The organism is Clostridium aquiflavi, from assembly GCF_031344075.1.
Classification (GTDB): domain Bacteria; phylum Bacillota; class Clostridia; order Clostridiales; family Clostridiaceae; genus Clostridium; species Clostridium aquiflavi.
This window is the reverse complement of sequence record NZ_JAVJAN010000017.1, coordinates 25,784-40,361: the sequence shown is the minus strand read 5'-3', so window position 1 is coordinate 40,361 and position 14,578 is coordinate 25,784. Positions and strand designations below refer to the sequence as shown.

At 26.6% G+C, this 14,578-nt stretch carries 10 protein-coding genes; 9 read left to right on the top strand and 1 reads right to left on the bottom strand.

From position 1 onward, the window contains the following. Positions 1–104 precede the first annotated feature (104 nt). The 6 genes from RGC78_RS07690 to recQ all read left to right on the top strand — a co-directional run bounded on the left by RGC78_RS07690 (position 105) and on the right by recQ (position 9,671). Positions 105–872: an ABC transporter ATP-binding protein gene (locus RGC78_RS07690; RefSeq protein WP_252231797.1), complete on the top strand. Its 768-nt coding sequence runs from the start codon at positions 105–107 to the stop codon at positions 870–872. After that, positions 865–2,841: an FtsX-like permease family protein gene (locus RGC78_RS07685; protein ID WP_252211890.1), complete on the top strand. Its 1,977-nt coding sequence runs from the start codon at positions 865–867 to the stop codon at positions 2,839–2,841. Before RGC78_RS07690 ends, RGC78_RS07685 begins: the two co-directional genes overlap by 8 nt. Positions 2,842–3,007: 166 nt before the next feature. Continuing rightward, on the top strand, positions 3,008–3,970 hold the full coding sequence (locus RGC78_RS07680) for a helix-turn-helix domain-containing protein (protein ID WP_252211892.1): 963 nt from the start codon (positions 3,008–3,010) through the stop codon (positions 3,968–3,970). Between the two features lie 122 nt (positions 3,971–4,092). Continuing rightward, positions 4,093–5,859, top strand: a complete 1,767-nt coding sequence (locus RGC78_RS07675) for an ABC transporter ATP-binding protein (protein WP_309556352.1) — start codon at positions 4,093–4,095, stop codon at positions 5,857–5,859. Beyond that, positions 5,852–7,564 (top strand): ABC transporter ATP-binding protein, encoded by a 1,713-nt coding sequence (locus RGC78_RS07670; RefSeq protein WP_309556351.1) that lies wholly within the window; start codon positions 5,852–5,854, stop codon positions 7,562–7,564. Before RGC78_RS07675 ends, RGC78_RS07670 begins: the two co-directional genes overlap by 8 nt. Positions 7,565–7,907: 343 nt before the next feature. Then, positions 7,908–9,671: a DNA helicase RecQ gene (recQ, locus tag RGC78_RS07665; protein WP_309556350.1), complete on the top strand. Its 1,764-nt coding sequence runs from the start codon at positions 7,908–7,910 to the stop codon at positions 9,669–9,671. Positions 9,672–9,852: 181 nt separating this feature from the next. Here the strand turns inward: recQ and RGC78_RS07660 are convergent, their stop codons facing one another. Next, positions 9,853–10,746 (bottom strand): LysR family transcriptional regulator, encoded by an 894-nt coding sequence (locus RGC78_RS07660; protein WP_309556348.1) that lies wholly within the window; start codon positions 10,744–10,746, stop codon positions 9,853–9,855. A 201-nt stretch (positions 10,747–10,947) separates the two neighbouring features. On the opposite strand from RGC78_RS07660, the gene RGC78_RS07655 reads away from it, so the two are divergent. Genes RGC78_RS07655 through apgM form a run of 3 tightly spaced genes read left to right on the top strand, consistent with a single transcriptional unit; the run spans position 10,948 to position 14,473 of the window. Beyond that, positions 10,948–12,423 carry an SLC13 family permease gene (locus RGC78_RS07655; protein WP_224656120.1) on the top strand — a complete coding sequence of 492 codons (1,476 nt, stop codon included), beginning with the start codon at positions 10,948–10,950 and terminating at the stop codon, positions 12,421–12,423. A 13-nt stretch (positions 12,424–12,436) separates the two neighbouring features. After that, the gene (locus tag RGC78_RS07650) at positions 12,437–13,198 is read left to right on the top strand and encodes a hypothetical protein (RefSeq protein WP_309556347.1); all 762 of its coding nucleotides are present in this window, start codon (positions 12,437–12,439) and stop codon (positions 13,196–13,198) included. Between the two features lie 21 nt (positions 13,199–13,219). Then, positions 13,220–14,473: a 2,3-bisphosphoglycerate-independent phosphoglycerate mutase gene (apgM, locus tag RGC78_RS07645; protein WP_252211907.1), complete on the top strand. Its 1,254-nt coding sequence runs from the start codon at positions 13,220–13,222 to the stop codon at positions 14,471–14,473. The last annotated feature ends 105 nt before the right edge of the window (positions 14,474–14,578 follow it).

Here is a 14,578-nt window from a genome sequence, read left to right as displayed (position 1 = left end):
GATTAAAAGGAGAAATGTAAGTCAAGGTTAAGGCAGTACATTTCTTTTTTTATTATACTTAATTTGTAATAAGGTACATCAAAAATATTTGGAGGTAATAATAAATGGCATTATTAGAAGTTAAAAATTTAAAGAAGATATATACTACAAGATTTGGTGGAAATAAGGTAGAGGCATTATCTGATATTTCATTTTCAGTGGAAGAGGGAGAATATGTTGCTATTATGGGTGAATCAGGTTCAGGAAAAACTACATTACTTAATATATTAGCATCATTAGATAAACCAACTAATGGTGAAGTATTATTAGAAGGAAATAATATTGTGAATATAAAAGAAAAAGAAATTTCTGCTTTTCGTAGAAATCATTTAGGATTTGTATTTCAAGATTTTAATTTATTAGATACATTTTCATTAAAAGATAATATATTTTTACCTTTAGTATTATCAGGAAAAGAATATAAAGAGATGAATGAAAGATTAAAACCAATTGCTAGTAAATTAGGAATTAGAGATTTATTAGAAAAGTATCCATATGAAGTATCCGGAGGACAAAAGCAAAGAGCAGCAGTGGCAAGAGCACTTATAACAAATCCTAAATTAGTATTAGCAGATGAACCAACAGGAGCATTGGACTCAAAATCATCTACTGAACTATTAGATTTATTTTCAGATATAAATAAAGCAGGTCAAACAATAGTAATGGTTACTCATAGCACTAAAGCAGCTAGTCATGCAAGTCGTGTGTTATTTATAAAGGATGGAAAGCTTTTTCATCAAATTTATCGTGGCGCTATGAATAATGATGAGATGTATCAAAAGATTTCAGACAGTCTTACTGTTTTAACAACAGGAGGTGCTGAAATTGAATAATTCATTTTATTTTAAATTAGCTCTGACTAATTTGAAGAAGAATGGTAAGACTTATTTTCCTTATATTATAGCGGCAATTTGTGCAGTAATTACATTTTATACTATGAAGTCTATGGTATTAAACAAAGGATTAGACACAATGAGAGGTGCTTATGCATTAAAATCATTATTAGGATTTACATCATATGTAATAGCTATATTTTCTATAATATTTCTATTTTATACTAATAGTTTTTTAATAAAACGTAGAAAAAAAGAAATTGGGCTTTATAATATTCTTGGAATGGAAAAAAAACATATTGCAAAAGTACTCTTTTTTGAAACACTAATAGTAGCAGTTATAAGTTTAGTGTTAGGATTAATAGGTGGAATTCTAATAAGCAAGTTATTGTTTTTAATATTGCTTAATTTAATGAAATTTAAAGTTACATTATCTTTTTCAATATCAATTCCAGCAATAATTTCTACGGTTAAGATTTTTAATATAACTTTTATAGTTATATTAATTAAGAATTTTATACAAGTTAAAATATCTAATCCTATAGAATTATTAAAAGGTGGGGAAAAGGGAGAAAGAGTGCCTAAAACATCAAAATTCTTGGCTATTTCAGGAATTATTGAATTGATGATAGGTTATGGTATAGCAATTACAGTAAAATCTCCAGTAGAAGCACTTCAATTATTTTTTATAGCTGTACTTTTAGTAATGGCTGGAACATACAGTACTTTTAGAGCTGGAAGTATAGCTTTATTAAAATTATTAAAAAAGAATAAGAAGTTTTTTTATAAGACAAATAACTTTATTTCAGTATCAGGAATGATATATAGAATGAAGCAAAATGCGATAGGACTTGCTAATATATGTATACTTAGTACAGCAGTATTATTAACAGTATCTACTACAGTATGTTTATATGTTGGACAGGAAGATAGTCTTAGAGATAAATATCCTCAAGATATAAGTATATCTATAGACAATGGAGCAAATGAAAATGCAGAGAGCATTAACTATGTGATAAATGAAGAAGTAAAATATAATAATATAAATTTAGATAATAAGATTACATTTAATTATATTGAAATGATGACAATAAAAAATGGAGATGCTTTTGAAGTTGCACAAAAAGATATGTCTAATATAAGTAGATTATATGGTTTAACTTTGTTAACATTAAAAGATTACAATCAAATTGAAGGAAAAGATAGTTCTTTAGAAAATAATGAGGTATTAATATTTTCGCAGGAAGGAACTTTTAATGAAGAATCTATAAACATTGGGCAAAAGGAATATAAAATAAAAGATGAACTTAATAGTTTGAGATTCGTAAATAAACAAGATACTGCTATAATAAAAGGTTATTATATTGTTGTAAAGGATAGTGATGTTTTAAAAAATATATATAAAGATATGACTAATGAAGATTTAGAAAGTATAAAATATAACATCTCATTTGATGTCAGTGGTGATAAAAATTATATTATGAATTTTTGTAGTGATATAAGTAGTAAGGTTAATGAAATGTATAAGGGAGACTTTACTAGCATTTATACTGATAGACAAGAGCTTTTTACAATTAATGGTGGATTCTTATTTATAGGTGTGTTTTTAGGTTTATTATTTACAATGGCTACAGTTTTAATAATTTATTATAAGCAAATTTCAGAAGGCTATGATGATAGTGAAAGATTTAAGATAATGCAAAAGGTTGGTATGAGTAAAGAAGAAGTTAAAAGGACTATTAGTAAACAAATATTAATGGTATTTTTCTTACCATTAGTTACAGCTGTAATTCATATTGTTTTTGCCTTCAAAGTAATGAAAAAAATGTTAGCTTTATTTGCAATAAGCAATACAAGTATATTTTTACAATGTACTTTAGGAACAATGATTACTTTTGCTATAGTTTATATATTAGTTTATATGATAACAGCAAAAACTTATTATAAAATTGTTGAACAAGAAGATTAGTTAAATACAATTTGATGATAAATAGTAAATTAAATAAAATTTAAAGGGGGTATATCATGCAAAATACAATTATTAAAAGAAATCAAAGATTAACAGTTAAAGATTTAGTTATAACAGGCATTTTTAGTGCGTTATTTGCAGTAGTTACTGTGATAGGTGGATCATTTTGAGGTCTTTAGACAAAGATTTTTTTAAACAAATTATAGGAGAACGCATATGTAAAAAAGATTCTATAATTTATAAAATTGCATCACAGGCAGGAGAAGGAACTATGCAAAGTTTTAAAGTAATGCCTGGAATAGAGCTTATATATAATGATTTAAAGCTAAAAAATCCTATTAAAAATATGATGAATGTTGAAACCAATTGTGTTGAAATAACTTACTGTTTAAAAGGACAAGTTGAGATAAAATTTGGGAATGAAAAGTATGCTTATATGGCAGATGGTGATATATCTTTATTTGGATATCAAACAAAGGCAATTTCATGTGACTTTAGTTTAAAACATTTTGTTGGAATTAGAGTTATGATTTATATAGATGAATTTTTACAAAATCTAAATATTATGCTTGGAACAAATGAATTTAAAGGAGATACTTTCTTCAAAAATGTTTTTTGTTCTGATAGATGTATCATAACTCATGGTAACCAAAGTATACATCATATTTTTAAAGAACTTTATGTATTGCCAGATGAATATAAAAATTATCTTATGAAGATTAAAGTAGTTGAATTAATTCTATATTTAATATCAGGAACAGATTATAAGAAAAATGAGACAATTTATTTTTCTAAAACTTCTGTGGAGAAGATTAAAGAAGCTAGAAAAATTATTTTAAGCAAAGTGGATCAGTTTATTACAATAAAAAGTCTTTCTAGAATGGTTGGAATGAATACTACTGATTTAGAAAAAGGATTTAAGAGCATTTATGGTTATACCATTTTTTCATATAGTAAAATGTATAAAATGAAGAAAGCAAAGGAGCTTATTTCAAATGAGAAGATTCCTATATTAGAAATTTCATTATTATGTGGATATTCTAATGGGAGTAAATTTGCAAAAGCGTTTAGAGAAACTTTTGGAGTTCTACCAACACAATATAGAAAAGAGATGAGTGCATCAAAATAAGTTTGATGCACTCTATTATTTTTGAAAAAATTTTCAATCGGGCTATTACCTAAAAGAAAGAGCAGAAATATTAAATGAATATCATTATCATTTAATTACAGAAAGAAAGGAAGGTAATTATAATGAAACGAAAAAAAGAAAAGCCGCTAGCACTCTTATTTAAATGGGCGGAAGGCGATAAATATTATTTATATTCATCTATATTTTGTGCATTTATAAGTGGAATATGTATTATAATTCCATATTTGTGTATTTACAATATAATTGATGTTGTTTTTAAAGAAGATATTTCAAGTGTAATTATATTTAAAAATGCAGTTATTATTGGAGCTTCAGTGATAATAAGGTGTATATCATTCGGGACATCAGGAATATTGTCACATAAAGGTGCTTATAAAACATTATTTAAAGTTAGATGCATGGTTAATGAGCATATGGCTAAAATTCCATTAGGTCATTTAAATGAAAGAAGTACTGGTGAAATTAAGAAAGTGTTAAATGAGGACATTGAAAAACTAGAATTATTTTTAGCACATCACTTACCAGAACTTGTAATGTATGCAAGTGGACCATTAGCAGTTTTCATTTATCTTTGCACAGTAAACTTAAAATTAGCATTAATTTCATTGACTCCAATTCCAATTGCATTACTTTGTCAATGTTTTATGTTTTGTGGAGTGGGAACTTTACTTGATGAAATGAACAGTTCACTTGCATCTCTAAATTCAACAATGATTGAGTATATAAGCGGAATGAGACTAATTAAAGCTTATAATATGGGAAGTAAATCATTTGAAAAATACGCTAAGGCAATTAAAGATCAACGTTCTGTTTGGAAAAGGATGTCACGCAAAATGGGAATACCATTTTCAATGTATGTAATTATAATCGAATGTGGATTGATTTTAATTGCACCAATTGGAGGAATTATGTTACTTAATGAAAACATAACAGCAAGTACATTTATATTATTTGCATTTGTTGGATCATTATATTTAACTGAACTTCGTCCATTGCTTGAATTAGGATCAAATTTTTCACAAGTTTTAAATGGAGTAATAAAGATAAAAGAAATTTTAGATATACCAATGTTTAAAGGTGGTACAAAAGAGTTTCCTAAAAATCATGATATTATACTTAAAAATGTAGATTTCTCTTATGATGGAAAAACTAATGTACTTAAAAATGTAAATTTAAATATAAAAGATGGAGAGAAGATTGCAATGATTGGAAAATCTGGAAATGGAAAAAGTACTATTGTACAGCTTATTGCAAGATTTTATGATATTAATCAAGGTGAAATATTAATTGGTGAAAAGAATATAAAAGATATTGATTATGAAACACTTTTACAAAATGTAGCTATTGTTTTCCAAAAGACATTTTTAAGTAGAGGAAGTGTCTTTGAAAATATAGCTATGGGAAAGAAGTCAACACTAGAAGAAGTGAGATCTGCAGCTAAAAAAGCACAGATAGATGATTTTATTATTAATCTTCCAAATGGATATAATACACTTGTTGGAGGTTATGGATCAAGATTTTCAGGAGGACAAAAACAAAGAATAGCCATTGCAAGAGCGATTCTTAAAAATGCTCCTATTTTAATTCTTGATGAAGCAACCTCAGCAGCAGATCCAGAAAATCAAGTTGAAATTGATAAGGCTATTTACAATCTTTGTGAAGGAAAAACTGTAATAATAGTAGCACATCGATTGGGATTAGTGCAAAATTGCAATCGTGTTGCAGTAGTAGAAAACAACACAATTGAAATTATAGGAACACATGAAGAGGTTTTAAATAATAATAAATATTACAAAAAATCATGGCATGATTATAATGAAGCACGTAATATTTCATACGTTATGGAGGGCGGTGTTTCAAATGAATAGTAGTAATAATGTTATGAAAAAAAATAAGAAATTGTATATTTCAATGATATTAAATGTTGTAGAAGGATTAATGTCAGGAACTAACTTTGCAGTGTTATATTTTTTAATAAAATCACTTGTGGGTAAAACCTTAAGTAGAGAATTAGTTATGAATTATAGTACTTTACTAATAGGCATATTTGTTCTTAGATTAATTATTTATACTATAGCATATACGGGTGGACATATAGCAGGGGCAGAGATGTCACAAAAAATCAGGCTATTTTTAGGTGATAAGATTAAAAAAATTCCACTTTCTAAATTTACCAAGGTTAAGACAGGAGAATATATTAATGTAGTAACAAGTGATGTAAGCAATTATGAGAATATTTTGACGCATAAATTAGGAGATATAATAAAAAACATTTCACTTCTTAGTATGCTTACTATATTTATGGGTAGTGTGTATTTTAAGGGCGGGTTAATTATATTTGTGGCGACTTTAATAATGTTTCCTGCATTATACTTGTCTGCAAGAGTTGTTAAGAAGTATGGTACTGAAAAAAATAATACTATAAGTGAAAATGTAAGTAATGTTGTTGAGTATATAACAGGAATACAAACATTTCGTGCATATGGACTTGGTGGAACGAAAAATCAAACAGTTACAAAGTCCATGAAAAAGTATTCTGATATAAGTTATAAATATGAAGCAAAAATAATACCAATTGGATCTGTACAAGCTGTCATTACTGGTCTTTGTATGCCAGCTATAATACTTGTAGGACAATCATCAATATTAAATGGCACATTAAATGTAATTGATTTTATTATGGAAATTATGATACCAACTTTTGCCTGTAAACTTATAACAGCAATTTTTGTAGATTTTACTTCTTATAAAAATATGATGATTTCAAGAAGAGCTATTGAAAGAGTAGTAGATGAAGAAGAAGAAGAAATATCTAGTATAAATTTTGAACCAAAAACTCATGAAATAAATTTTGACAATGTATGTTTTTCTTATGAAGAAAATGAAAAAATACTTAAAAATGTTAGTTTTAAAGCTGAAAATGAAAAGTTAACAGCTATTATTGGAGAGTCCGGTTCAGGAAAATCAACAATATTAAATTTGATTGTAAAATATTATGAACCACAGTCTGGACAAATTAAAATAGGAGGAACTGTAATAAATAATATTAATTCTTCAAAAGTATTAAGTTATATATCAATAGTAGATCAGGATGTATTTTTATTTAATGATAGTATTAAAAATAATATTCGCCATGCAAGACAGAATGCTACAGATGCTGAAATAATAGAAGCTTGCAAGGTAGCAAACTGTGATAGTTTTATTAGAAAGATGGAACATGGATATGATACATTTGTTGGAGAAAATGGTAATTCACTTTCGGGTGGTGAACGTCAACGTTTATCCATTGCAAGAGCTATTCTTAAAAATAGTCCAATATTACTTTTAGATGAAGCAACAGCTTCTTTGGATATTGAAAATGAAATAGCTGTTAAATATGCAGTTCTCAATCTTCTTAAAAATAAAAAGACTGTTATCATGATTGCTCATACTCTTTCAATTATTCAAAATGCAGATAAAATAATCGTTGTGTCTGATGGAAAAATTATTGAGCAGGGTAAGCATGATGAATTGATTAATAATAGTGGCAAATACTATAATATGTGGAATGCTGAAAAAGAACTTTATAAATAAAAAATAGTATTAAAAAGAGTTGTATCAAGTTTAATTATAATAATTATGATACAACTTTTTTATTTAGAATTATTGCAGTATAGACGTTTTAAAGTTATTCATATAAATTTATTATTATATCTTTAAAATTATCTGTATATCTTTTGTTCTTATATGCTAATAATTTACACATAATTTTACAGTTAAACAAGGAGAAATTTAAAAATACTTTAACTTAGGTTTGAGAATTATTATCTGTGGTATATACTATATAATGAGGAAAGATATATGAATTATTATTTGGATTTTTTAAGATATACTTTATTTAGAGACACTTTAAATTAATTATTAACGGGAGGAATTTATGGATAATAGAGAAAAGGTTTTTTATGTATTAAAGAAGTATTATGGATATAGCACTTTAAGAAGAGGACAATATGAAATAATAAACAGTATTCTTAATTGTAGAGATACCTTTTGCCTTATGCCTACAGGTGCAGGAAAATCAATTTGTTATCAAATACCAGCCTTAATTTTTAATGGTATAACTCTTGTAATTTCACCGTTAATATCTCTAATGAAAGATCAAGTTGATAATCTTGTTGAAAGTGGTATAAAAGCAGCATACATAAATAGCACTCAAAGTATTGAGGAGATTAAAAACATATTATTAGAAGCTTCCATAAATGAATATAAAATAATATATATTGCACCTGAAAGATTGGAATCAAATATATTTAGAAATATGATAAAAGATTTAGATATTTCTCAAATAGCTATTGATGAAGCTCATTGTGTATCTCAATGGGGTCATGACTTTAGAAAAAGCTATTTGCAAATTTTAGAGTTTTATAAACTTTTAAAGAACAAACCAATAATTTCTGCTTTTACAGCAACAGCAACAAAAGAGGTAAAAGATGATGTAATAAATCTTTTAGGGTTATTTAAACCATATATATATATAGGTGATATTAATAGAGAAAATTTAAAATTAACTGTTTTAAAAGAAATTGATAAATTAGAAGAATTAAAAGATATTATAAGGAGTCATGAAGAACAATCAGGAATAGTATATTGTGCTTCACAAAAAGAAGTAGATAATCTTTATTACTATTTAAATGATTTAGGCTATAGTGTCGGAAAATATCACGGTGGGCTTAAAGATGAAGAAAAAGAAAGTTTTCAAGAAGGTTTTTTATTTGAAAAATTTAATGTAATGATTGCAACTAATGCATTTGGAATGGGCATTGATAAGTCAAATATAAGATTTATAGTACATTTTACTATCCCTCAAAATATAGAATGTTATTATCAGGAAATAGGAAGAGGGGGAAGAGATGGAGAAAAATGCGATTGTTATCTTTTCTATTATGAAAGTGATATAAGAAGAGTCGAATATATAATAAATAAGAGTTCATCTTTTAAAACACGAGAAGTTCATCTTAGAAAATTACAATATATGATTGATTATTGTAATTTAAAAGAATGTTATAGAAAATATATATTAAATTATTTTGGAAATTATGGAAAATTAAATTACTGCAATAATTGCAGTAATTGCTTAAATGATGATGAGCTAAAAGATTTTACAAAGGAAAGTCAAATGGTTTTATCAACTGTTTTTAGAACAAGAGAAAAATATGGAATATCAGTACTTATAGATATATTAAAAGGGTTTAAAGGCCCTAAGATAATACAAAATAATTTGGATAAAGTAACAACTTATGGAATAATGAAAGAATATGGTAGTTCATTAATTAAAGATTTGATTAATAGCTTATTAAAGCAAGGATATGTAGATTTAAAAGAAGGAACATATTCAATGTTAAAACTTAATCAACGTTCATATAAAGTCTTAAAAAACAAAGAAAAAGTTATATTTAAAATTTTAGACAAAGAAGAAAGTATTTTAAATATAGAATTATTTGAGGCATTGAAAAAATGGAGAAAAGAAAAAGCGTTTAAAGAAAATAAAAAACCATACATAATTTTTTCGGATACAACTTTAATTGATATATGTAATAATAAACCTGATAATGTAGAAAAACTACTAGATATTAGAGGTATTGGTGAAAAGAAAATAAATGATTATGGGGAAGAAATATTAAAAATAATCGCTTTGTTTTAAACAAATATCACGATGTATTTAAAGGAAAGTGAAGTTTAACTAAACTAAATTAGTATAGACTTCACCTTTTTTTATTTAGAATATTATGTTGGTTACACTAATGATTTATGAGAGAACTTAGCAGTTAGCAGAAAATAACATTACCGTTAATAAAATAATACTTGTGTATAAGAAAATCTTATTATAATTGTTTAAAAGAATGCCTTAAAAAATCAATAAATACTTCATCAGCTATACATTTTTTATAATTTTTATTTTTTATAAGATAAAGTTTTCTACTAATTTTTATGTTTTCTTTAAATGGAATAGATTTAATTAGTCCATAATTAAGTTCATTTTTGACTGAGTAGTAAGATAAAGCTGATACTCCAATGTTTGAAATAACTCCTTGTTTAATAGCTTCAATATTACCTATTGTGTAAATCTTTTCAGAATTGAATTTAAAATTACCTATACTTTCAAGATATTTAGTTATTGAACTTTTAGGATTTGATATTAGGAAAGTACTGTTTTTTAAATCATTTATACTTATAGATTTTTTTTTGGTAAAAGGATGGTTATTACCTACTAATAACACCAATGGGTCTTCACCAATAACTTCACAAATTAAATCATCATCAAAAAATTCAGGTTGGCTTATTAAACCAATTGAGCATACATTATCTTTTATATTTTGTATTACATCTTTAGCGTATTTGACATCGTTTAATATAGAGATGTATGGATGTTTTAAATTAAATTTATATATTATATCAGGAAGTATATAAGTTCCTGGTGTGCTAGAACATGAAATGTTTATTTTCTGTTCTTTTAAATCATTTAATAGTGAAATCTTGAGTTTAGCCTCATTTGTTGATTCTAATATTTTTCTAGCATATGGTAAAAATTCTTTTCCAGCTTCAGTTAATTTTACATCTTTATTATCTCGTGAAAATAGCTTTGTATTAAAATATGATTCTAAGCTTTTTATTCTAAGGGACACAGCAGCTTGAGTACAGAATAACTCTTCGGAAGTTTTGGTAAAGTTTTTATTTTCAGAGAGAATAAGAAATGTTTTTATATTTTGAATATTCATTTCAATACCCCTTAATATATGTTTATTTTAGTAAAATTATACTACACATTAATAATCTAATAAACAAGTAACTATAAAAAATGCTTATAGTAAAAGTAAAAAGAAAATTTTTAATAAGTATTTGTAATTGGATATGTAACTTGATTTACTGTTAGAATAATTCTCGAGGAAACTAATACAAAAATGAGAGGAGAATGTATTTTGAGCAATTCAGAAAAAGAAGTAAAGATAAAAAAACAAAAAAGTCCTTTTGAGATAAGAATGCAGTTTTTTGGTTTACCAATAGCACTTATATTATTTGCAATAATTTTTACAATGCCAACACCAAACGGACTTTCTTATTCAGGAAAGATGGCAATGGGGGTATTCTTATTTGCATTAACATTATGGATAACAAATAGTATACCTAATTATGTAACAGCACTACTTACTATAGTTCTTTTACCATTAACTGGTGCTTGGAACGAGACTCAAGTTATGGGGGTTTTAGGGTATGAAGTTATTTGGTTAACTTTTGCAGCCTTCATAATAGCATCTGGTATGGAAAAGAGTGGACTTGCTAAAAGATTAGCATTATTTCTTATTACTAAATTTGGAAAGAGTACTAATAATATATTAGCATTACTTATGGCAACAAATTTTCTAATAGCTTTTGTTGTTCCATCAACAACTGCTCGTGCTGCGATGATGTTCCCTATAGTAATGCTAGTAATAGAAGCTTTTCATGTTAATTTAGATGATCCTAAAAATAACTTTGGTAGATTATTAGCATTACAAGGAATTCAATCAAATAACTTATCAACTGCTGCTATATTAACAGCTACATCATCACAAATACTTGCAGTCAGCTTTATAAGAGATCTTTCAGGTCATGAAATTTCATGGGGTGAATGGTTTATGGCATCAGCTCCAATAACTATACTTACATTAATAGCTTCATTTTTTATAGGTAAGTCATTATTTAAAGTTCATAATAAAAAAGTAACTGTAGAAGACATGAAAAAACTGAACGATCAATATAAAAGCCTTGGAAAAATGTCAATAACAGAAAAGAAGGCACTTATTATTTTTGCTTTCACGGTTATTATGTGGGCACTAGATAAAGGACAACTTAAAATATTAGGATTTAGATTAAGTTTAGTTATGGTTGCAATATTATCAGCAGCATTATTCTTTATGCCTTATATAGGAATATTGAAATGGAAAGAGGCCAAGATATCATGGAACTTATTAATATTTGCATGTGGAGCATATGCAGGTGGAGTTGCATTAAATGATACTGGCGTTGCATCGTGGGTACTTAATAGTATATTTACTTCTTTGGGAATTGAAAATTTAAGTTTTTATGCTTTATTTGCAACAATAATGTTTATTTCAAGTTTTAGTCATTTAGTATTTACATCAAAAACAGTAAGAACAATAATACTTATACCAACAATAATAGCAATAGCAAAAACATCAGGTTATAATCCAATAGCATTGGCATTACCAGCAGCATTAACTATTGCGGATACGATTACATTGCCACCAAGTAGTAAGGTTAATCTTATATACTACAACACAGGATACTTTACTGTATTACAAGAATTAATCTATGGATTACTTGTATTATTAGTAAAATGGGCAATTTTAATGGGTGCTTCATTTACTTGGTTTAAAGTATTAGGAATAGTTTAGGAGGGAAATTTATATGAAAAAACTACTAACTATAGTATTAGTATTAACTTTAGTGACTTCATCATCAGTACCAGTTTTTGCAGCAGATAAAGATGCAAAGCTTGTATCTATAGAAGATGTAATTACTAAAGACGGAGAAAATGCAAATATAAAAGAAAGTATAAAAGCTATAACTGATTCAAATGGAAATATATATTTTCCATCCTATAAAGATAGCAAAATAAATAAAATTACAATAGAAAATGGAACACAAAATGGAAATGTTAAGCTTATAAAAAATGGAGATATAGAATATAACTCATTAAACTTCAAAGAAAAAAATACAGAAGTTACATTTGATCTTGAAATTATACAAGAAAAAACTTATGTAGAAAAGGGAGCTAAAATAGGAAGTACATTTCCTAAAAATATAAATATGATTGAATTTAAAGATAAAAATAATTCTCCTTTAAATATTGAAAATTACACAATTAATTTAGCAGCTCCTATTGGATATGAACTTTTAAATATAGTTAATTTTGATCCAGAAAAAGAATATGAAGTTTTTGAAAAAGACGGAAAAATTTTTGGTAAATATGCATTTGGAAAAATTAAAAGTGGATCTGATATGAAACTTGCAATTAATATATATAACAAAAATAAAACTTTTAATTATATAGTTTGGGGAATGGCTATAATAATTTCAATATTGTTTATGGTTAAGAATAAGGATTTATTAACAAAGGCTAAAGAAGAAAAATTAAAGAACAAAAGTTTAAAAATGAAGAATATATAATATAATAAGTAGGTGAATAAAGTGAGGAAAAGACAAGGCATATTAATAATAGCAGATGGTTTGGGTGACAGACCTAATAAAGAATTAAATGGATTAACTCCACTTGAAAAAGCTAATACTCCTAACTTAGATAGATTAGTGAGTGAAGGAATGTGTGGAAATGTACATCCAATAGCACCAGGTATAAGAGTAGGTACTGATGTAGGTCATCTTGAGATATTTGGATATGATAGCAGTAAAGTCTATCCAGGTAGGGGACCACTTGAAGCTGTAAGTGCTGGTATAGAAATTAATGATGGAGATATTGCTTTTAGAGGTAACTTTGGAACTATAGATGAGAATGATATTGTTATTGATAGAAGAGCTGGACGTATTAGAAAAGATACAGATTTATTAGCAAAGTCATTAAATGGAATGTTATTAGAAGATGGGACAAAGGTTTTAGTTAAGGAACTAACTGATCATAGAGTAGCTGTTGTATTAAGAGGAGAGGGTTTGGGAAAAGAAATAATTTGTACAGATCCAGGAACAGCTTGTGAAGGTGAGAAGTTAGTAATTCCAACAGCAATAGATAAAAATGATATTAAAAGTGAAAAAACAGCAAAAAATCTTCTTGAGTTTACAATTAAAGCGAATAAAATACTAAAAAATCATACAGTTAATTTAAAAAGAATTGAACAGGGAGAAAAACCTGCAAATACAATTTTGACCAGAGGTGTTGGACAAAAGAAATTCATGTCTAAGATAACAGAAAAGTTTGGAATTAAGGCAGTATGTATAGCTGGAGATAAAACAGTTTATGGTATTGCAAATTTAGCAGGAATGGAAAAATATACTGAAGATGATTTTACTGCGAATTTTGATACGAGAATAGATAAAAAAGCTGAAAAGGCAATAGAATATATAAATAAAGGTTATGATTGGGTTGTGGTTCATGTCAAGGCAACAGATCTTGCAGGTCATGATAATTTACCTATGAAAAAGGTTGAGGTTATAGAGAAGATAGACAAGATGGTTGGATATGTATTAGACAATATAGATAAAACGAAATGTTATGTGAGTTTTACAGCAGATCATTCAACTCCATGTGAAGCAAGAGATCATACTGGAGACGGAGTTCCAACTATAATATGGGGAGAAGATGTTAGAAAAGATGAGGTTAAGTTAACTGGAGAAAAATACTTTAATAATGGTTGTTTAAATAATATTACTGCATCTGATATTTTCATGTTACAAATGGATTTTATGGGATTTACTAAGAAAAGAGGAGCATAAAAATTAAATAATATAAGTTTAAGAGAACTGTATCTGGATATTTTTTGAAAAAATTCAGTATACAGTTCTTTGTTTTTATTAAGTATATTAATGAATTTACAAAAA

Excerpts from the sequence above, each read along its gene's own strand:
- RGC78_RS07690 (WP_252231797.1), top strand. The coding sequence starts at position 105 with ATGGCATTATTAGAAGTTAAAAATTTAAAGAAGATATATACTACAAGA.
- RGC78_RS07675 (WP_309556352.1), top strand. The coding sequence starts at position 4,093 with ATGAAACGAAAAAAAGAAAAGCCGCTAGCACTCTTATTTAAATGGGCG.
- RGC78_RS07670 (WP_309556351.1), top strand. The coding sequence starts at position 5,852 with ATGAATAGTAGTAATAATGTTATGAAAAAAAATAAGAAATTGTATATT.
- recQ (WP_309556350.1), top strand. The coding sequence starts at position 7,908 with ATGGATAATAGAGAAAAGGTTTTTTATGTATTAAAGAAGTATTATGGA.
- RGC78_RS07660 (WP_309556348.1), bottom strand. The coding sequence starts at position 10,746 with ATGAATATTCAAAATATAAAAACATTTCTTATTCTCTCTGAAAATAAA.
- RGC78_RS07650 (WP_309556347.1), top strand. The coding sequence starts at position 12,437 with ATGAAAAAACTACTAACTATAGTATTAGTATTAACTTTAGTGACTTCA.